This window comes from Virgibacillus necropolis, from assembly GCF_002224365.1.
In the GTDB taxonomy this organism is placed as follows: Bacteria; Bacillota; Bacilli; order Bacillales; family Amphibacillaceae; genus Virgibacillus_F; species Virgibacillus_F necropolis.
Window position 1 is genome coordinate 1,807,187 of record NZ_CP022437.1, and the last position, 19,381, is coordinate 1,826,567.

The window sequence follows — 19,381 nt, forward strand, 5'->3', positions numbered from 1 at the left end:
CGCTATAATGAAAATTATATATTTAAATCAATATTTGGTAATGATAGGGACAAGATTGTTTGATAATTGTAATGATTAGAGAAGGAAGTCTGTGGCTGAAAACTTCCTCATATACAACAAATGATTACCACCTTTGAACTCTGCTATTGAAACTACTAGTAACTAGCAGCGTATATTCTGCGTTAAAGATTATGAAGCCGTGATTAATTTATCGCGGGAATCAGGGTGGAACCACGTGTTAAGCGCTCGTCCCTTTGCAATTGTGCAGAGGGATGGGCGCTTTTTTATTATATCGAAGGAGTGATTTTCATGGCAGCAGACATCGCAATTATATTTCCAGACGGGGCTAGCAAAGACTTCCCTAATGGGACTACTGGTGAAGAAGTAGCATTCTCTATATCACCTGGATTAAAAAAACAAGCATTAGCAATTAAATTGGATGGTAAGTTAGTTGATTTACGACGTGAGCTTGATCATGGTGGAAAAATAGAAATTGTTACGTATAAAAATCAAGAAGGTTTAGAAGTTGCAAGGCATTCAACAGCACATTTATTGGCCCAAGCAATAAAACGTTTATATAAAAATGTTAAATTCGGTGTAGGACCTGTAATCGAAGAAGGTTTTTATTATGACATGGACATGGAAAAATCGATTACTCCAGAGGATCTTCCTAAAATCGAAAAGGAAATGCAACGGATTGTCGATGAAAATTTAGAAATCGAACGTATTGAGGTTTCTAGAGAAGAAGCAAAGCAGATGTTTCGCGACATTGGCGATGACTTGAAGCTTGAACTAATTGATGCAATTCCTGAAAATGAACAGGTTACCATCTACAAGCAAGGGGAATTTTTTGACCTTTGTAGAGGTGTACATGTGCCTTCTACAAGCAAAATTAAAGCTTTTAAATTGTTAAGTATTTCTGGGGCTTATTGGCGTGGAGATAGTAATAATCAACAGCTGCAACGTATTTATGGAACAGCATTTGAGAAAACAGGCCAGCTTGAAGCGTATTTACGCATTGTAGAGGAACGTAAAGAACGTGATCACCGTAAGTTAGGAAAAGAATTAGAGATATTTACAGTTTCCCAAAAAGTGGGGCAAGGTTTACCATTATGGTTACCTAAGGGTGCAACAATTCGTCGTAACATTGAACGATATATCGTTGATTTAGAAGAGCGTTTAGGTTACGACCATGTATATACGCCAGTTTTAGGTAGTGTAGAACTATATAAAACTAGTGGTCACTGGGATCATTACAAGGATGATATGTTTCCAACAATGGAAATGGATAATGAGGATTTAGTTTTACGTCCGATGAACTGTCCACATCATATGATGGTTTATAAGAACCAACTATACAGTTATCGTAATTTACCAGTTCGGATTGCAGAGTTAGGTACGATGCATCGTCACGAAATGAGCGGAGCACTCGCAGGCTTACAGCGTGTTCGGGCAATGACATTAAATGATGCCCATATATTTGCTCGTCCAGATCAATTGAAAGAAGAATTTATTCGTGTAGTTGAGCTAGTCCAAAAAGTGTACGAAGACTTTGGCATTGGTGAATATTATTTCCGTTTATCGTATCGTGATCCTGAAGATAAGGAAAAATATGTGGACAATGATACGATGTGGGATAAAGCACAGGCAATGTTAAAAGAAACAATGGAAGACATGAACCTTGATTATGTAGAGGCGGAGGGTGAAGCTGCATTTTACGGACCTAAGCTTGATGTTATGGTCAGAACTGCACTAGGAAAAGATGAAACATTGTCAACTGTTCAGTTGGATTTCCATTTACCAGAGCGTTTTGACTTAACATATATCGGAGAGGATGGAAAAGAACATCGTCCAGTCGTTATCCACCGAGGTGTCGTATCAACGATGGAACGTTTCGTTGCATTCCTTCTTGAAGAATATAAAGGAGCCTTCCCAACATGGTTGTCTCCAGTCCAAGTAAAAGTAATTCCAGTATCTCCAAACGTCCATTTAGACTATGCTAGGAATATAGAAGATAAATTAAGACTACAAGGTATCCGTGTAGAAGTAGATGAACGTGATGAAAAGATAGGCTATAAAATTCGCGAAGCTCAAACACAAAAAGTACCGTTTGGATTAGTTGTTGGTGATAACGAAATAGAAGAAAATGCAGTTAACGTACGTAGATATGGTGAGAAAAATTCGGAGACAATCGGTTATCAGGAGTTTGAAAACTTAATTACCGAAGAAATTAAGAATAAAACATTACGAAAATAACTTTTATACAAGGGTTGTTTGACAAGTTCATTAAATAATGGTATATTATTGTAGTTGAATAAAATTAAATGATCTGAGACAAGTAGAGGCACCCGCTTCTCACCTGTTCAACGCATACATGCAGTTGGCTGGTTTCTAACTTCTTTAAATAAATGATTAAAGTCGTGTGGGTGCATATATTGTGCCCGCATTTTTTTGTGCTTGTCAATGAAGGATCAGGGTTACTTTACACTACTTTGGAGGTGGCTGGCTATTAGCAAAGATATGAATGTCAATGAAAAAATTCGTGCGAGAGAAGTACGTCTAATCGATTCAAACGGTGATCAACTTGGTGTTAAATCACGTCAAGAGGCTTTAGAAATTGCTCAAACTAGAAACTTAGATTTAGTTTTGGTTGCACCTAATGCAAAACCACCAGTTGGTCGTATCATGGACTATGGAAAACATCGTTATGAGCAACAAAAGAAAGAAAAAGAAGCACGCAAAAATCAAAAAATTATTAACGTGAAAGAAGTTCGTTTCACACCTGGAATTGGCGAACATGATTTTGTAACCAAATTAAAGAACGCAAGAAAGTTCCTTGAAAAAGGTGACAAAGTAAAAGCAGCTGTACGCTTTCGTGGTCGTGCAATAACACACAAAGAGCTTGGACAGCAAGTATTAGACCGATTGGTAGAAGAATGTAAAGACGTTTCAACGGTTGAATCTAAACCGAAAATGGAAGGTCGTAATATGTTCATTATGCTTGCACCTATAGTCGAAAAATAATTCTTATATGTTTACAAGGAGGAACTCTACATGCCTAAAATGAAAACCCATAAAGGTTCTCAAAAACGTTTTAAAAGAACTGGATCTGGAAAATTAAAACGTTCACACGCTTACACAAGTCATATGTTTGCACATAAATCACAAAAACAAAAGCGTAAATTACGTAAAACTACTCTTGTATCTGCAGGAGACTACAAACGCATCAAAGCAATGATTCCAAAGTAAGCTGTTATAATACGCTACTAAAACTAAAATTAAACGGATATACAATGATATAGATTTGTATTAGGAGGGAATTAATATGCCACGTGTAAAAGGTGGAACAGTTACGCGCGCTCGTCGTAAACGCGTACTAAAACTTGCAAAAGGTTATTATGGTTCAAAACGCACACTATTTAAAACAGCTAAACAACAAGTAATGAAATCAGGTCAGTATGCATATCGTGACCGTAGACAGAAAAAACGTGATTTCCGTAAACTATGGATCACACGTATTAATGCTGCAGCACGCATACATGACATTTCATACAGCAAATTGATGCACGGATTAAAAGTTGCTGGTATTGAAGTAAACCGCAAAATGTTGTCTGACTTAGCTATTAACGATGAAAAAGCTTTCGGTCAACTAGCAGAAAAAGCAAAATCAGCTATTAAATAAAGAAAAGTGAAGGCGACTGTTCAGCGACGTACAAATAGATAGGACTGTGAAAGTACGGTGAACTTTCCGTACATTCATCAGGACTAACTATTTGCTAGTCGCTAGGAGCCGTAGCTAGACAAAGAAAAGCGAAGGCGATTGTTCATTGCTTATGACGGCAGCTGCTAGCAGCCGCAGCTAGACAATAATTTATAGGAAATGACCAAATTCATTAACGGATTTGGTCATTTTCTATACTGATAGGAAAGATAAACTTTTAGTGGATATCAGTATAAGTGCAACTAAGGCTTTCGCCATAAAGCTTGGCGATAAGCCAAGTTTTCTAATAAACAAGAAGAGGAATAATCTAATGAATATAGAAATGGTAATTACTTGGTATCTTGTTATCGTAAACATAATTGCTTTTGTTTTTATGGGAATCGATAAAAGAAGGGCGGTAAAAAAAAAGTGGCGTATACCTGAGAATAGACTTTGGCTAATGGCTATCGTAGGAGGGTCCATAGGTGCAATGATAGGAATGAGTTATTTTAGACATAAAACGAAGCATCGACTATTCAAAATTGGTATGCCTATTATTTTAATTGTACAAATTGTGATTGTGTTTATCGCAGTTTGACAGGTAGTAACCCCATCTTAAAAATTGAAGTTAGATCGTTTTTAGTTTTTAGGTAGGGATAACTGCTTATAAAAGCTAAGGTTGGTTCAACTAACATTTAGTGGGTAAGGTGAAAACACTGAATGGAATTTCTTTTATTGTTCTTCGAATGTCATAAAGGCTCGTCTTATGTCATATATATGTATTAAGTGGTTTTTAACATGCTGTAAAGGTTGGCAGAGGCACGCAGAGGAGGCATGGTATGGAACTGTTTGGCAGTTATCTAATGGCGGTGGTTGAAACAGGAGGTATTTTCGCACCACTATTATTCATCAGTTTTCATTTACTAAGACCATTGTTCTTTCTTCCAGTAGTATTTATCTGTATTTCAGGTGGAATACTGTTTGGTGCAGTGGCAGGAACTGTGTATTCGATTATAGGCATTACGTTATCAAGTGTAGGCTTCTATGGATTAATTCGATGGATGCCAAAAACGTTTAAAAAGCTTGTTCATTTAAAAGGAAAACTAATTGGGAAGCATTCAGAGTTGACCACTTCACAAATTGCCATACTTCGACTTGTACCATTTATTCACTTTCATCTTTTATCATTATGTTTAATTGAAGTGACGGAAGGATTTAAAGATTATACCCGATCATCATTATTAACCAACATCCCTTTAGCCTTTATTTATACATCTATAGGGAAATGGATTTCGAACTTATCCCCTTTTTATATCATCGTGTTTCTGCTTTCATTGTTACCGCTTATTTATATTTTAAGAAGAAAAGAAGTTATTATTAAATGGAATGAGTTTTTCCCAATACGTACGTAAAATAAGAAGGAATCCACGATTTGTGGGTTCCTTCTTATTTTAATACTACATGATTATTATTATTCAAGTGGGGTTAATACCAACTTATTAACCGGATGCTTCCACTCAATCTTGGCATATGGATATCGAATTAGCATTTCTTTTTCCAAAAAGTATAAATCATCCCGCGTAAATCCCTTTAGTTCCATTGATTCACAAACGAATACATGGATATCTACAACTTCAAAGGCTTGTTCGGTTGTACCCAAGTATTTTTCCCCTTCAAACGAACAACCCTTGTAAACGAACTGGATATTTTTTTTATTATTGTCCTGTTGATCCAAAAAATAGAAATCATTATTGGCTTTGGCGATGTTTAATTTACGTTTTGGACTTCGGTAATATTGATAAAACGTGTAGACGAGAAGAATAATCGCAATCAATAGTAGAATCCGAAATAAAATTATAATCATATTCAACCGTCCCCTTGAAAGTTTATTACTCTTTAATACGATAGAAGCCTGCTTCAGGTTTCACATTTCGAAAGTTTTTCATGATACAATCATTATAAAGTGAAACTTCATTCAGTGGGAATTTTCTTTTTCCCCACTGAATGTTAGTTGAACCAATCGGGCTTGTACGGGCAGGTATCCCTCACCTATAACTCTCGGTCTACTTTAATCTTTGAGGTGAGGGGTTTTCTGCCCTTCAAACTGCGAAAAAGTGAAACGGGGGATAATACATGGACTGGGATAAATTATTTTCGATGCAAAAACAGCTAGATAGTCATATTGAAAAAAAACATGATATAAACGAGAAATTTGAGTCAAAATATCTTGCATTACTTGTTGAATTAGGCGAGCTCGCAAACGAGACAAGGTGCTTTAAGTTTTGGAGTACAAAGGCACCAAGTGATAGGAACACCATCCTTGAAGAATACGTCGATGGTCTTCATTTTATTTTATCACTAGGAATTGAAAAAGGTTATCGATATGAATCAGAGAGCGATTATTCAACCAATAAGTCTGCAACTAATCAGTTTAATATGCTGTACCGCCAATGTGTAGTTTTTCATGAGAAAACAACACATACAAATTATATCAATATGTTCCATAGCTTTTTGGTTTTAGGTGACATTTTAGGTTTTGACGAGAAGTCAATTATGGATGCGTATAAAAAGAAAAATGAAAAAAATTATGTTAGACAAGAACAAGGTTACTAGTAAATGTTTTGTTATTTTTCTAAACAAAGTTATACTTAATAGTGGATTAACCTTAAGGAGGAAGTACATATGCCAAAATTAGATGAAACACTGACCATGTTTAAAGATTTAACGGATGCAAAAGGTATTCCAGGTAATGAAAAAGAAGCAAGAGATGTAATGGAGAAATATATTACACCATTCGCAGATGAAGTTTTCACTGATAACTTAGGTAGCTTAATTGCAAAGAAAACCGGTGATGAAAACGGGCCTAAAATTATGGTTGCTGGGCACCTTGATGAGGTCGGATTTATGATTAGCCGCATTGATGATAAAGGATTTTTATATTTTCAAACAGTTGGTGGCTGGTGGGGACAAGTTATGCTGGCTCAACGCGTTACGATTATGACTAGTAAAGGTGACGTAACAGGAATTATTGGATCACAACCACCGCACGTTTTATCACCTGAAGCACGGAAAAAGCCAGTAGAAGTAAAAGATATGTTCATTGATATTGGTGCATCAAGCAAAGAAGAAGCAATGGAATTCGGTGTTAAGCCAGGCGATTCTGTTGTACCGTATTTTGAGTTTACTCAATTAAAAAATGAAAAAATGCTATTAGCTAAAGCATGGGATAACCGTATCGGTTGTGCAATTGCTATTGAAGTATTAAAGCAGTTAAAAGGTACTGATCATCCAAATGTTGTTTACGGTGTTGGTACAATTCAAGAAGAGGTTGGTTTACGTGGAGCAAAAACCTCTACACATGCCATCAAGCCAGATATCGGTTTTGGCGTTGATGTAGGTATTGCTGGCGATATGCCTGGTGTATCTGATAAAGATGCTGATAGTAAACTTGGGGATGGACCACAAATCATTTTATATGACGCGTCAATGATTTCACATAAAGGTGTTCGTGACTTTATTATTAACACTGCTGACGAGCATAATATCCCGTACCAATATGCAACAATGGCTGGAGGCGGAACAGACTCAGGTTCTATTCATTTAACAGCAAATGGTGTACCATCGTTATCTATTACAGTTGCGACACGATACATTCATTCACATGCTGCGATTTTACACAGAGATGATTTCGAAAACGCAGTAAAATTGATTGTAGAAGCAATTAAGAAATTAGACAACGATAAAGTAAAAGAAATTGTTTTATCCTAGTAGCACTAACCATAAAAAGAACAGTAGCAATTTTCGCTACTGTTCTTTTTTGTTACGTAAGGTAATTATTCATGACCTTTTTTATATAGTTTTGGGTTTCTTTAAACGGTGGTATTCCTTGATACTTATCAACGTTACCAGGTCCTGCATTGTATGCAGCTAATGCTAATTCAATATTTCCGTTATACCGATTTAGCATTTGACTTAAATACTTTGTTCCACCTTCAATGTTCTGAGATGGATCTAACGGATTATTAACACCAAGACCTCGGGCAGTTGCCGGCATTAATTGCATAAGTCCGAGTGCGCCAACACTACTTTTTGCGTTAGCATGGTAATTTGATTCCGCTTCAACAACAGAATGAATAAGTTTTTCATCAATACCATATTTATTCGCCTGTTCGGTAATAATTGAATCAAATCTTGTTGGTGAAACAGTACTTCCCATTGTACTTACCGGATTATATGTAGTGATGGAAGGGAAGGGTGTTGCACGATTGTATACCGTGTTAGTTTGTTGTTTCGTTTCTGCTTGATTGATTCTTTCTTGTAATAGATGCTTAAATGCTAGATCAATTAAAGGAGAATTATAAGACGTTGAGCTATCAGAAGATGACATGATTGACATGGCCTGATGTTTAAGCATGTTTTGTAAGTTTTGTATTTCCATTATGCTTTTCTCCTTTCACTGCTACTTGTCTATATTTTAGCCGTAAGCTAATACAGATGCAATAAAATAGTTATAATAATATTGGCTCATTTCCGGCTTCAATTAACAGATTTGAATAAAAGGGGTCTGTCCCCATACATAAAATCCGATCACATAAATTCATTATTTCATCCATATCATGCGAGGTAAAAAGAATCAAGGTGTTTTTTTCCTTAGCGAGTTTTTGTAAATAAGCGCTTATTTCATTTTTGGATTTCAAATCGATTCCTACTGTAGGTTCATCTAATAATAAAACTTCAGGATCGTGTATAAGGCTAATCGCTAAATTTAACTTTCTTTTCATACCACCAGACAACCGTTTAACCGGTTCTTTCCATTTGTCTAATTTCATGTCTAAGCATAATTGCTGTAGTTCATCATGTGTTTTTTTTACAGTCGATAACTTTTCAAAAAACACCATGTTTTCTTGAACGGTAAATTCTTCCCAAATGGCAATTTCTTGGGGAACGAATCCTATCTTTCTCCTGATCTTTTTAATGTTTTCATCGAACATATTAGCATGTAGAGAAATTGTTCCGTCAGTTGGTTTTGATAACGTTGCTAGAATTTTTAATAGTGTAGATTTGCCAGCGCCATTTTCACCAACAAGACCAACAATTTCTCCTGGACTTATTGTAAATGATACGGAATTTAATATTTTGTTGTTACCATAAGATTTGGATAACGATGATACGTTAAGCATAATGCCTCTCCTTTCGTACAGACCAAATGATAGTTGCAATTAATAAAAATCCTGGCCAAAAGTTTATGATACTCCCTGTAAGAATGGGTGCTAATGGATTAATTGCAGTAAACCATGGCCATTTTGATAATACTCCAGTTATTGGTAGGATTGCACCGCTACTAATCATTGTTAATGATGTAATCGCAAAAGAAATCACATAGTAACGGAATATATTTTTAAATAGAAGTGCTAACAAAAATGCACCTAGGAGAAGTACGAAACGATAGCACGCCATGCCGACAATAAAAGAAAGATTAATTTCTACATGGTGAAGCGAGTGAAAAACATACAAGGTGATACTATCCACTAAAATTAGTGAAAAGCTATAGAATCCCAAACTTCTAACCAAATATCCCTTAAAGCTTATGCCCATAAATGCAAACCTCGGTACAACAGTGGATTGATTTTCCCTGACGATCCAATCAAAAAGGAGCAATGTAGATAACATGCTGAGGATACTCCAGATACCCCAGATATTCCATAAAGGGATGTCTTCTGTTGATTGTGAGTCTGCCCTGCTGAAGGAGAAAGAGGTTTGCAACAGATTTTCATCTTCTTGTATTTCTTTACTTTTCGAAATGATTTCCTCCCATGACCATTCTGAATTTGAGTGATAATCATCTGCCAGTTCCCTAATAATATAAGCTGTTTTTGATCGACCTGTTTCTTGCTGAACATAGGACAGAATCATTTCTTTCACAGGTGTGTAGGCCAATGATTGATTAGTTTGATAGCTTGTAATGATGTGGCTTCTGTTTCCTTCGCGTACCTGAGTAGCAAAATCGCTGTGTATCACAAATACACTATCAATCTCATGTTTTTTTAATTGATATAACGCTACATCTTTGGTAAGTTCCCTTGCTTTTATAAATGATGTGGACGATATTTCATTATATAATTCCTTTGTGATTTTATTGTCGTCTTCAATCACGATGCCTACAGGGATTTTGCTGTCACCCTGCACAGTATCAAGAATGGATGTAATACCAATTGTGGCCATTAAAGGCATCAATAGCCAAAACAGGAGACTAAACCAATGTTTTTTCATATGTAAAAAACGTGCTTCTATCACACTTTTCATTGCGAAACACGCTCCTTCCAAGTAGATAACCCTAAAAAGATAAGGGCACTAATAATTAAATAGAGCGCTAGGGGTAGATAATCTACATATACACGATTATTTAAAATAATTTCCTGCAACCAATGAAACGCTTGATAAGCAAAACTATATGGTAGAATATCTTGGACATAAATTGGATAATAGAGGGTTGGTACGATTGCACCACTTACCAATAAAAGAATACCTGTATATAAAGTCTGAGTTAATAGCCGAATTTTTGGTGCTGTTAGAATAACTTCGATAATGGCAAGGCCAAGTAAAAACACAAAACTATAAATGAAAATCAATATCGCGATTTTTCTATAATCACTAAAGAAGAGTTGTATATCGAATAACGTAATAAATCCGCAAAAGATGATACTAGTAAAAAAGATTGTTGCCAACCATGATACGATTATTTTAGCTACTAATTGATTGGTGTGGGTTACATTGTATAATCGCATTCGATTCTTCATTTGTGCTTCATCTTCCCGAGTTAAAATAGAGTAAAAGGTAAGCAACCAAACTGTAATTATAATAAATAAGCCACCGAGTCCATAGTACTTTACAGGAGAACTTGCGGCATTATTTGTAAGCATTTCTTCATCTAAAATCTTATCTTTTCCTAAGGTATAAAATACGAATTCGGTAAACTTCTTGAATAAAAAGTCATTACGTGTTTCCTCGTCCATTTCTAGTTGTTGCGCATAAAAGTTGATCGTTAGTATGTTGGCCTGGGCCGTTTTGATGTGACGGGAAACACTATCTATCAGTTCTCTTGCTAAGAAGCTTTCAATTGGTTTAGTTGGATTGCCAATTATATCTAGTGTGACTGGTGTGCCATTATATAAGTTGTCAGTAAAGTTTTCTGGAAAAGTTATGTACGCACTTAAATTATTATTTTTAAGGGCTTGTTTTGCTTCTTTTGATGACATGGCCTCTAGTTGAATAAAATTGTTTAATTGGGACGATTCTTCTATTAGTTCAATTACCATCGTTGTTTCCCTTGACTGGTCATGATCAATTAATCCAACATGAATGGTTTTGTTATCTTCTGGTACAAAAAATGATAGGACTATATACGCAGACAATCCAACCATTATAATTGGAAATAGAAAAAGCAGAGGAAGTGATGGCCACTTCCTCTGTAACTGTTTTACATTATTTTTTACAAACAGAAATACGTGATGAAAGAAAAGCATTTACATACACCCGTTTCTTATAATCCGTTAAGATTTCCACCCATTATTCCCATCATCCACTGCTGAAATTGTGGTGCTACTTCTACTTGGAAATACTGCATAATCTCATCTACACTCATACTTCCTATATCTTTAACTTCTGGGTCTTTAGGGATTTCAACTTGTTTAATTAATTTTGCATCATTGGCTACGTGAAGACTTAGTGCATCTTCAGCCATACCTGGAACTTGAACTGCAAAAGTATGTTCAGAATTCATTTTGTCCTCGTTATATGTCGCATTACCTGACCAATTTAATTCCCCTTGATCTGGTCTAGTTTTGAAGGTGAATACACGTTCAAACTCTCGCTTTCCATCTATTAGGGTTGAGTTACCTGTATAAGCTGCTTCAAAATCACCAGCAACTAGTTTGATAGAATCATCTGCTTTATTATCCTTCCAAGATAAATCCCCAGTTATTGTCATTGATGAATCTTGACCATTTTCAACAGCACCTATTGTATAGTCAAATGTTTGATCGGTTTCGCCTAGCGTTTGTGTACCATTTATTTCAAAGGTTACTAGTTCATCTTTAGAGGGACCCATAGATAGTGAGAAATCACGCTTAACTATCTGCTCATCCTTAACCCAAATGGTAGAATTCAATCCATCTGGAATTTGAAATGTTTCAAGTCCTTTTATAGCCTTATCTAGGGTTGTTTCAAATTCTTTTATCATTTGATCAATATCGTTTTCCACTGATGGGGCTATGCTTGAAGTTGAAACTCCCGCACCTAGTGATTGTACTGCAAGCTGTTCACGAATTATCTCTTTTAATCGCTTATCATCCTTCATTTTCTCCATTACAGAGGAAAGAAGGTCTTTTACTTGCTTTTCGTTTAATTGGAATGTGATCTTTTCGGCATCAATTGATTCTGAATTTACTTCTACAGTTTCATCAGTCGCTTTAAATGCATCATCTGGCAACTTATCATACACCATTTCTAGGTATTCCTTTTTTAAATACTCTTGATCATCCTCAGATAAAACTTTTGATCCGTTAAAAAATGTATCGAAATCAATTTTTTCTTTTCCAGAGTACATAGTAGGATCTACCTCATGTAGTAATTTACCAATATCGCCTTCTTTAATTTGAAGCAATTCTTTGAGGAAAGGTAGTTCAACTAAAAGCTTTTCAGAAGTGAGATAAAGGTTTAACCCATCAATAGTAATCCCACCAAATGCACCGCTGATTTCTGTAGCCATTTTCTTTTCTTTAAGATCCATTGAATTGTTAATTGTTAACGTTGAATTGTTGATAATTTGCGCTGGTCCAAATGGAGAAGTACCAGCAGCTGGATCATTGTACGTAGCGGAAAGTTCCATTGTTGATTCAGTCGGATTTTCTTGTACTTTTTCCTGCCAATTAAGCTCTTGTTCAAACCGTTTTTCAAATTGCTCTCCAATTACCTCGAAGCTATTTTTTTCTGCCAAAAAATAGTTTTGTTTATCAGAAACATTTAAAAGAACAAAAGCAGCAACGCTTCCGCCAATAATTAATATTGCAGTAATAATGAAGATTAAAAATTTTTTTGATGTACCTTTTCTACGGTTATTCTGTGATATTGATTCGCCCATGTAACAAAACCTCTTCCTTTACTTTTATAGGTGTAATCATATCTATGATGTGATTACGTGATGAATTACAAACTTATATAAATTCATTTTACATTGCAAATAGAAATAGTCAATATGTTCCATTTCAAGTTATAAAAGTTATGGGTCTATAGTCCTTTGAACATCTTTAATTAAATAGAAATAAATAGTTCTTTATACCTTTATATATGGTGCTATTTGTAAATTGTTTTTCGGTGTTATCTTTCGTAAAGGCATTTGTCGAGCTTTAACGAAAATAGTAGTTCTTTTTAATTATTTTTGAATAAAAAAAGATAGATGCTACATTTTAGCATCTATCTTTTGGTTTAGCCTTGAGTTGTGGTTTTGACACCTTGTTCTAAAGCGTCAATCATTTCTTTCTTCTCTGTCTCATCTGACTGTTTCCAAATTAATTCGAATATAACCCCAAGTCCTGGTAGCATTTTCTCTTCGCCGTTTTGTATAGCGTCTACAATGGTTTCTTCCAACTGTTCTTGATCGTTTGTCGCTATATTTGACAGAATCGCTTTACGAAGATTCAAATCCATCTTATTCACTCCTTAATAATAATTATTAACTGAATATAGTTTGACCTACATTGTTTGAAATATGTATGATAAGTATATAAAGTAATGAGGATGCGATTTAATGATAACGTCAATACAAAATGCTCAAGTGAAAAATTGGGCAAAATTAAAAATGAAAAAGTTTCGGGTGAAAGCTGGACTGTTTTTAGTCGAAGGTGAACATTTAGTTGCGGAAGTACATAATAGCGATTGGCAGATGGCAGAGATTATTGTACAAGATGGTACAATGGTGCCCGATTTTGCAAATCAATATTTGACCACTATTGTAGCAAACAATGTTTTTCAACATATAACAGATACAAAAACCCCTCAAGGAATTGCCGGTATTGTAAAAGTAAAGGAACCAAATTGGGTTGACGTCAAAACAGCTCTGTTACTTGATTCCATACAAGACCCTGGGAACCTAGGGACTATGATACGAACAGCTGATGCAGTTGGATTTGATGCTGTAATTATCGGCGATCATTCAGTCGATTTGTATAATAATAAGACAATCCGTTCTACTCAGGGATCATTATTCCATATTCCAGTTTTTCACGAAAATTTAGCTTTGAAAATTCCGTCTCTTCAAGAAGAAGGGTTTACAGTTTGGGCTACGTCACTTGAAAATGCACAACCGTATAAGAAAGCAATAGTAGACAACAAAATGGGGTTATTAGTAGGAAATGAAGGCAATGGAGTAGATCAATCATTAATTGATTTAGCTGATTATAATGTGAATATTCCTATTCATGGTAAAGCTGAATCCCTAAATGTTAGTGTTGCAGCTGGAATTCTTATGTATCATATTAGCGGATAACACTTGCAAGAAACGTATTAATTATCTATAATAAAGACAAAATTATTATTTAAAGTAAGCTATGAAAGAGCAGATTAACGATTAAAAAATAGTTCAGGAAGGAAATGCCTTAGATTGGAAGCATTTCTACTATTTTAATTGGTAATCATTCACTCTGGAGCTGGCACTTAGACCTTATAAGAAAAGCGCAAGCGCCCGTTTAGCGACGTATGGACTGGACTAAACCGCAGGAGATAAAGGAAACACGGTGAGCGTAAGCGAACCGATGTTGACTTATCGTACGGAGGTGAAGGAAGTCCACTAGTCGCTGGGTGCTGGAGCTAGACAGCACAAGTAAAGGTGTCCCGGATTATATCCGTTATCAGGTTCAAGTTGGACATATTTTTTGTGTGTCAACAAGGGTGGTACCGCGAAATAAAAACCTCGTCCCTTTATGGACGGGGTTTTTCTATGCACAAAAGGAGGCTAAAAGCCATGAAAGAAGAATTGGAAAAACTCCAGCAAGAAGCACTAGACAAAATTAAAGATACAGAGCAATTAAAAGAGCTTCAAGCTATTCGGGTTGCTTATTTAGGGAAAAAAGGATCACTTACAGGCGTTCTAAGAGGTATGGGAAAGTTGTCAAAAGAAGAACGTCCTGTAATTGGTGAAATCGCTAATAATGTCCGTGAAACAATTACAGACGCTATAGAAGAAAAAAGTGCTGTTTTACAAGAACAGGTGTTGGAACAGCAACTAGCAAAAGAAACGATTGATGTGACTTTACCAGGTCGTCCTGTCCAAGTTGGTGGACCACATTTGCTGACAACAATTATTGAGGATATTGAAGACTTGTTTATTGGCATGGGATTTGAAGTTAGGGAAGGTCCTGAAGTTGAAACGGACTATTTTAATTTTGAGGCATTAAATCTGCCTAAGGATCATCCAGCTCGTGATATGCAGGATTCGTTTTATATAACCAATGAGCTTTTGTTACGCACACATACGTCACCAGTTCAAGCGCGAACTATGCAGGGCTTAAAGGGAAGCAAACCGGTTAAAATGATTTGCCCTGGTAAAGTATACCGACGTGATACTGATGATGCGACACACTCCCATCAGTTTACTCAAATTGAAGGACTTTATGTGGATAAGCATGTGCGCATGAGTGACTTAAAAGGAATCTTAGATGCATTCGCTAAGAAAATGTTTGGTGAAGATAGAAAAATTCGCCTCCGCCCTAGCTTTTTCCCATTTACCGAGCCATCTGTAGAAATGGATATTTCGTGTAAGGTTTGTAATGGTGAAGGATGTTCTGTTTGTAAGCAAACTGGATGGATTGAGATTTTAGGAGCAGGCATGGTTCACCCGAAAGTACTAGAAATGGCCGGGTATGATTCAACCGTTTATTCAGGGTTTGCATTTGGAATGGGACCAGATCGGATTGCAATGCTAAAGTACGGTATTGATGATATACGTCAATTTTATACAAACGATATACGTTTCTTGAAACAATATCACCAAGCATAAGGGAGGGAGATTGCAATGTTAGTTTCATTAAATTGGTTACAAAATTATATTGATATTGGAGATATTAAACCAGAAGACCTTGCAGAAAAAATTACCAAGTCAGGTATTGAGGTTGAGGGCATCGAATATGTCGCAGAAAAAAGTGAAAATGTTGTTGTTGGATATGTCAAAGAGTGTGAACAGCATCCGAATGCAGACAAATTAAATCTTTGTCAAGTAGACGTTGGTGATGAAATACTACAAATTATTTGTGGGGCACCTAATATTAAGCAAGGCCTAAAGGTTGCTGTAGCTAAACCTAAGGCTGTATTGCCAGGAAATTTTAAAATAAAAAAAGTTAAATTACGGGGAATTGAATCAAACGGAATGATCTGTTCCTTGCAAGAACTTGGAATTGCTGAAAGATATATTCCTAAAAATGTCGCTGATGGCATATTTGTTTTCCCTGATAACGCACAAGTTGGTCATGATGTGACTTCGTTATTAAACTTAGACGATGCAATTCTGGAACTCGGACTAACTCCAAACAGGGCTGATTGTTTAAGTATGCTTGGTGTTGTATATGAAGTTGGAGCTATATTAGACAAACCAATTAATTTGCCAGACGAATCATATACGGCTAGTGAGGAAAGTGCTGCAGACTATCTTTCTGTAACTGTAGAAGATGAAGAGTTAGCGCCGTATTACGGAGCTTTTATGGTGAAAAACATTACGGTAAAACCTTCCCCGTTATGGATGCGTAATTATTTAATGGCAGCAGGAATCCGCCCGATTAATAATGTTGTGGATATAACAAATTATGTATTACTTGAATATGGTCAACCACTACATGCATTTGATTATAATCGTCTAAACTCCAACGAAATAGTTGTAAGAAAAGCGCATGATAACGAAACGATCATTACGTTAGACGATCAGGAACGTAGCCTAACGAACGATCATTTGGTTATTACGAATGGAACAGACCCTGTTGCTCTTGCAGGCGTTATGGGTGGTGCGAATACGGAAGTTAATGATGAAACAACAAGTCTATTAGTGGAAGCGGCTTATTTCAATCCAACTTCTGTTAGAAGAACCGTAAGCGATACAGGGCTTCGTAGCGAATCAAGCACTCGTTTTGAAAAAGGTGTAGATCCAAATCGGGTTAAACGTGCAGGCATGCGTGCATGTCAACTTCTAATAAAATATGCTGATGGAATTGTTCTTCATACACCTGTTGAATTTAATACGTTAGATGCACAGGAAAAGAAAGTCTCAATTGAAACGGAAGAAATTAATAAAAAATTAGGTACAGAAATCACGCATGAAGAGATTGGAGAAATACTAAGGAAACTTCGCTTTTCATATGAAGAAAAAAATAATCAATTTCATGTTACGATTCCTACTCGCCGTGGAGATATTACTATTTTTGAAGATATGCTGGAGGAAGTAGCGCGTATTTATGGCTATGATAATCTGCCGTTTACATTTCCAACTGGCTATGGTCAGGCAGGGACTTTATCAAATCGGCAACAATTAAAACGTGATATTAAAGGATTCATGCAAAGTGCTGGATTATCGGAAACCATCACATATTCCTTAACTAATGAAGAGTATGTCACATCATTTGTAAGTCCGGAAATCAGCAATAACGAAATATTCCCTGTAAAGCTTGCTATGCCGATGAGCAAGGATCATAGTCATTTACGTTTAAGCTCTGTACCGGAATTACTTCAAACTGTCGCATATAATAATGCCAGAAACCAAACAAATATTGCCTATTATGAGTTAGGTTCTGTCTTTATATCAGAAGAATCAACATTGAAAAACCAGCCAGATGAGCAACTTCGTTTAGCAGGTGCTGTTTCGGGATTATGGCATGAACATCAGTGGCAGCAAGAAAAAAAGCCTGTTGATTTTTATGTGGTGAAAGGTATTGTAGAAGGATTGTTTACCTATCTTGAGGTTCCGGTTACATTTAAACAAGCTAAATTACCAGATATGCACCCGGGACGCTGTGCAATTATATCCATCGGGGAACTGGTTGTTGGCTATATGGGTCAAGTTCATCCGCGAATCGAAAAGAAAATGGATTTAAAAGAAACATATGTATTTGATATTAACTTAGATGTTGTATTGGAAAATTACACACATGTTCCAGGATATAAACAACAGTCAAAATATCCATCAGTCGTGAGAGATATTGCATTTGTGCTGGATGAGAGTGTTAACGCTGGGGATGTGAAATCACTTATTGAGGAAGTGGGTCAACCATTGGTTAAAAACGTCCATATTTTCGACGTTTATCAAGGGGAACATTTACCTGATGGTGAGAAATCAATCGCATATAGTTTATTGTATCAAGATGATACTCGAACATTGAAAGATGATGAGGTAGAGGAATCATATCAAGCTATTATTGAAGCGGTTAAAGAACGATTCGGAGCATACGTACGATCTTAACTAATAAGGCAGTCCATCAATTTGAGGACTGCCTTATTATTATTTTTTGTTGAAAAAGTGATATCATTCGAAGTTCCTGATAAACTGGCAAATATCCTGATAAATTCGCAAAAATCCTGATAAGTATTCAAATTTCCTGATAAATGCCCAAAGTTCCTGATAAAAATCTCGGGGTTGCTGTTCATTTCGCGTGTTTGCTAATAGTAGCTACAAATATGCCTCAGCTTTTTTCGTATTAACAAAATGTGTTTTCGCGCACGTATTCAGTATTTCATACCCTTTTTCTCGAATGATTCTAGCGATTGCTTTATCAACGTGCTGTGCAGCACCTTTTGGCAATGTGATCCCAATTTCTTCTGAAAGCTTATCCATTTCCTTTAAAAAGCTAGTCCTCGCTATAATAGAAGCTGCAGCAACGGCTATGGAATGACTTTCCGCCTTTGTAATAAAATATGTATTCAGCGCACTTTTTTGTTGTTCACTTGCTATATATTTGTTATACAAACTTGGTTCGCAAAATTGGTCGATCACGATGCCTTCATAAGAACCTTCAACATTTTTAACAACATTTCCAATAGCATGATGATGTGTCATAGCTTTCATCTTTCCCTGTGACCAGCCCCGAGCTTTTAAAGCATTATATTTCGGGTTTCGTAAAACAAGAAGGGAATAGGTAATATCTAATTTAAGTATTTCTTTAGATAAGCGTTTAATTGTTGTATCTGTAAGATTTTTAGAGTCTTGCACACCTATTTCTTTTAACTTAGCTATTTGTTCTTTTTTAACAAAAACACTTGCAACAGTCATTGGTCCAAAATAATCACCGGTACCAGCTTCATCAGAGCCAATATGTGCATCGTTAAAAAGGGTGCTTGGAGGCGCCAAACTATGTTTCGATTTAGAAATAGGTTTAACTTGTTTTTGTTCATCAACCAATTCATTTACCCACTTAATGGACTCAAACTCAGCTGATTTACCTTGGAACATTACTTTTCCGGAACGATATGCTGTTATAACAGCGTTTGAAGTTTTTGCTCGGAAGACGGCACCCTGTGGGGTATCGATAATAGATCCTTGATAATAATCCTTCATTTCTTTAATTTTTTCTTTGGAAAATACATGTGCTTGTTGTGACAAAATGAACACTCCAATCAAATTCATATACAAACTATAGCAAATATGAAGAA

General features: G+C 36.0%; 19 protein-coding genes and 2 other annotated features. Of the genes, 11 read left to right on the forward strand and 8 right to left on the reverse strand.

Annotated elements, in window-relative coordinates:
- The first annotated feature begins 31 nt into the window (after positions 1-31).
- Positions 32-257, forward strand: a binding site (T-box leader).
- A 52-nt stretch (positions 258-309) separates the two neighbouring features.
- The 6 genes from thrS to CFK40_RS08445 all read left to right on the forward strand — a co-directional run bounded on the left by thrS (position 310) and on the right by CFK40_RS08445 (position 5,112).
- Positions 310-2,256 (forward strand): threonine--tRNA ligase, encoded by a 1,947-nt coding sequence (thrS, locus tag CFK40_RS08420; protein ID WP_089531886.1) that lies wholly within the window; start codon positions 310-312, stop codon positions 2,254-2,256.
- Positions 2,257-2,330: 74 nt separating this feature from the next.
- Positions 2,331-2,459 (forward strand) — a sequence feature (ribosomal protein L20 leader region).
- Positions 2,460-2,520: 61 nt separating this feature from the next.
- Positions 2,521-3,024 carry a translation initiation factor IF-3 gene (gene infC / locus CFK40_RS08425; protein ID WP_152640161.1) on the forward strand — a complete coding sequence of 168 codons (504 nt, stop codon included), beginning with the start codon at positions 2,521-2,523 and terminating at the stop codon, positions 3,022-3,024.
- Between the two features lie 30 nt (positions 3,025-3,054).
- Positions 3,055-3,249, forward strand: coding sequence for a 50S ribosomal protein L35 (rpmI, locus tag CFK40_RS08430; protein ID WP_089531888.1), 195 nt, complete (start codon positions 3,055-3,057; stop codon positions 3,247-3,249).
- Between the two features lie 76 nt (positions 3,250-3,325).
- On the forward strand, positions 3,326-3,682 hold the full coding sequence (rplT, locus tag CFK40_RS08435) for a 50S ribosomal protein L20 (RefSeq protein ID WP_089531889.1): 357 nt from the start codon (positions 3,326-3,328) through the stop codon (positions 3,680-3,682).
- 349 nt (positions 3,683-4,031) lie between these two features.
- Positions 4,032-4,298, forward strand: a complete 267-nt coding sequence (locus tag CFK40_RS08440; protein WP_405196578.1) for a DUF1294 domain-containing protein — start codon at positions 4,032-4,034, stop codon at positions 4,296-4,298.
- Between the two features lie 241 nt (positions 4,299-4,539).
- Positions 4,540-5,112, forward strand: a complete 573-nt coding sequence (locus tag CFK40_RS08445; protein ID WP_089531890.1) for a TVP38/TMEM64 family protein — start codon at positions 4,540-4,542, stop codon at positions 5,110-5,112.
- Positions 5,113-5,171: 59 nt separating this feature from the next.
- Here CFK40_RS08445 and CFK40_RS08450 read toward each other — a convergent pair whose 3' ends face one another.
- Positions 5,172-5,564: a sigma-w pathway protein ysdB gene (locus tag CFK40_RS08450; RefSeq protein WP_089531891.1), complete on the reverse strand. Its 393-nt coding sequence runs from the start codon at positions 5,562-5,564 to the stop codon at positions 5,172-5,174.
- A gap of 269 nt (positions 5,565-5,833) precedes the next feature.
- Between CFK40_RS08450 and CFK40_RS08455 the strand changes: the two genes are divergently transcribed.
- On the forward strand, positions 5,834-6,313 hold the full coding sequence (locus tag CFK40_RS08455; protein ID WP_089531892.1) for a dUTP diphosphatase: 480 nt from the start codon (positions 5,834-5,836) through the stop codon (positions 6,311-6,313).
- 69 nt (positions 6,314-6,382) lie between these two features.
- Entirely contained in the window at positions 6,383-7,468 is a 1,086-nt protein-coding gene (locus CFK40_RS08460) for a M42 family metallopeptidase (RefSeq protein WP_089531893.1), read from the forward strand.
- Between the two features lie 52 nt (positions 7,469-7,520).
- On the opposite strand, the gene CFK40_RS08465 is transcribed toward CFK40_RS08460, so the two are convergent.
- The 6 genes from CFK40_RS08465 to sspI all read right to left on the reverse strand — a co-directional run bounded on the left by CFK40_RS08465 (position 7,521) and on the right by sspI (position 13,405).
- Complete coding sequence (locus CFK40_RS08465; protein WP_089531894.1) at positions 7,521-8,138, reverse strand: lytic transglycosylase domain-containing protein; 618 nt, start codon at positions 8,136-8,138, stop codon at positions 7,521-7,523.
- Between the two features lie 70 nt (positions 8,139-8,208).
- Positions 8,209-8,880 (reverse strand): ABC transporter ATP-binding protein, encoded by a 672-nt coding sequence (locus CFK40_RS08470; RefSeq protein ID WP_089531895.1) that lies wholly within the window; start codon positions 8,878-8,880, stop codon positions 8,209-8,211.
- Positions 8,873-10,003 (reverse strand): ABC transporter permease, encoded by a 1,131-nt coding sequence (locus CFK40_RS08475; protein WP_089531896.1) that lies wholly within the window; start codon positions 10,001-10,003, stop codon positions 8,873-8,875. The genes CFK40_RS08470 and CFK40_RS08475 overlap by 8 nt, the downstream gene beginning before the upstream one ends.
- Positions 10,000-11,223, reverse strand: coding sequence for an ABC transporter permease (locus tag CFK40_RS08480; RefSeq protein ID WP_089531897.1), 1,224 nt, complete (start codon positions 11,221-11,223; stop codon positions 10,000-10,002). Before CFK40_RS08480 ends, CFK40_RS08475 begins: the two co-directional genes overlap by 4 nt.
- Positions 11,224-11,240: 17 nt before the next feature.
- Positions 11,241-12,839: a DUF6583 family protein gene (locus tag CFK40_RS08485; RefSeq protein ID WP_089531898.1), complete on the reverse strand. Its 1,599-nt coding sequence runs from the start codon at positions 12,837-12,839 to the stop codon at positions 11,241-11,243.
- Positions 12,840-13,183: 344 nt separating this feature from the next.
- The gene (gene sspI, locus CFK40_RS08490) at positions 13,184-13,405 is read right to left on the reverse strand and encodes a small acid-soluble spore protein SspI (protein ID WP_089531899.1); all 222 of its coding nucleotides are present in this window, start codon (positions 13,403-13,405) and stop codon (positions 13,184-13,186) included.
- Positions 13,406-13,505: 100 nt separating this feature from the next.
- Here sspI and CFK40_RS08495 point away from each other — a divergent pair, with 100 nt between their 5' ends.
- The 3 genes from CFK40_RS08495 to pheT all read left to right on the forward strand — a co-directional run bounded on the left by CFK40_RS08495 (position 13,506) and on the right by pheT (position 18,194).
- Entirely contained in the window at positions 13,506-14,243 is a 738-nt protein-coding gene (locus CFK40_RS08495) for a TrmH family RNA methyltransferase (RefSeq protein ID WP_089531900.1), read from the forward strand.
- Positions 14,244-14,717: 474 nt separating this feature from the next.
- The gene (pheS, locus tag CFK40_RS08500) at positions 14,718-15,752 is read left to right on the forward strand and encodes a phenylalanine--tRNA ligase subunit alpha (protein ID WP_089531901.1); all 1,035 of its coding nucleotides are present in this window, start codon (positions 14,718-14,720) and stop codon (positions 15,750-15,752) included.
- Between the two features lie 15 nt (positions 15,753-15,767).
- On the forward strand, positions 15,768-18,194 hold the full coding sequence (gene pheT / locus CFK40_RS08505) for a phenylalanine--tRNA ligase subunit beta (protein ID WP_089531902.1): 2,427 nt from the start codon (positions 15,768-15,770) through the stop codon (positions 18,192-18,194).
- Between the two features lie 207 nt (positions 18,195-18,401).
- On the opposite strand, the gene rnhC is transcribed toward pheT, so the two are convergent.
- Positions 18,402-19,340 (reverse strand): ribonuclease HIII, encoded by a 939-nt coding sequence (gene rnhC / locus CFK40_RS08510; RefSeq protein WP_405196588.1) that lies wholly within the window; start codon positions 19,338-19,340, stop codon positions 18,402-18,404.
- Between the last annotated feature and the right edge of the window lie 41 nt (positions 19,341-19,381).

Coding starts and splice junctions, on each gene's coding strand:
- CFK40_RS08465 (WP_089531894.1), bottom strand. CDS start 8,138: ATGGAAATACAAAACTTACAAAACATGCTTAAACATCAGGCCATGTCA.
- CFK40_RS08495 (WP_089531900.1), top strand. CDS start 13,506: ATGATAACGTCAATACAAAATGCTCAAGTGAAAAATTGGGCAAAATTA.
- pheS (WP_089531901.1), top strand. CDS start 14,718: ATGAAAGAAGAATTGGAAAAACTCCAGCAAGAAGCACTAGACAAAATT.
- CFK40_RS08440 (WP_405196578.1), top strand. CDS start 4,032: ATGAATATAGAAATGGTAATTACTTGGTATCTTGTTATCGTAAACATA.
- CFK40_RS08485 (WP_089531898.1), bottom strand. CDS start 12,839: ATGGGCGAATCAATATCACAGAATAACCGTAGAAAAGGTACATCAAAA.
- CFK40_RS08475 (WP_089531896.1), bottom strand. CDS start 10,003: ATGAAAAGTGTGATAGAAGCACGTTTTTTACATATGAAAAAACATTGG.
- CFK40_RS08445 (WP_089531890.1), top strand. CDS start 4,540: ATGGAACTGTTTGGCAGTTATCTAATGGCGGTGGTTGAAACAGGAGGT.
- sspI (WP_089531899.1), bottom strand. CDS start 13,405: ATGGATTTGAATCTTCGTAAAGCGATTCTGTCAAATATAGCGACAAAC.
- CFK40_RS08480 (WP_089531897.1), bottom strand. CDS start 11,223: ATGCTTTTCTTTCATCACGTATTTCTGTTTGTAAAAAATAATGTAAAA.
- infC (WP_152640161.1), top strand. CDS start 2,521: ATGAATGTCAATGAAAAAATTCGTGCGAGAGAAGTACGTCTAATCGAT.
- pheT (WP_089531902.1), top strand. CDS start 15,768: ATGTTAGTTTCATTAAATTGGTTACAAAATTATATTGATATTGGAGAT.
- CFK40_RS08450 (WP_089531891.1), bottom strand. CDS start 5,564: ATGATTATAATTTTATTTCGGATTCTACTATTGATTGCGATTATTCTT.
- rpmI (WP_089531888.1), top strand. CDS start 3,055: ATGCCTAAAATGAAAACCCATAAAGGTTCTCAAAAACGTTTTAAAAGA.
- rplT (WP_089531889.1), top strand. CDS start 3,326: ATGCCACGTGTAAAAGGTGGAACAGTTACGCGCGCTCGTCGTAAACGC.
- thrS (WP_089531886.1), top strand. CDS start 310: ATGGCAGCAGACATCGCAATTATATTTCCAGACGGGGCTAGCAAAGAC.
- CFK40_RS08470 (WP_089531895.1), bottom strand. CDS start 8,880: ATGCTTAACGTATCATCGTTATCCAAATCTTATGGTAACAACAAAATA.
- CFK40_RS08455 (WP_089531892.1), top strand. CDS start 5,834: ATGGACTGGGATAAATTATTTTCGATGCAAAAACAGCTAGATAGTCAT.
- CFK40_RS08460 (WP_089531893.1), top strand. CDS start 6,383: ATGCCAAAATTAGATGAAACACTGACCATGTTTAAAGATTTAACGGAT.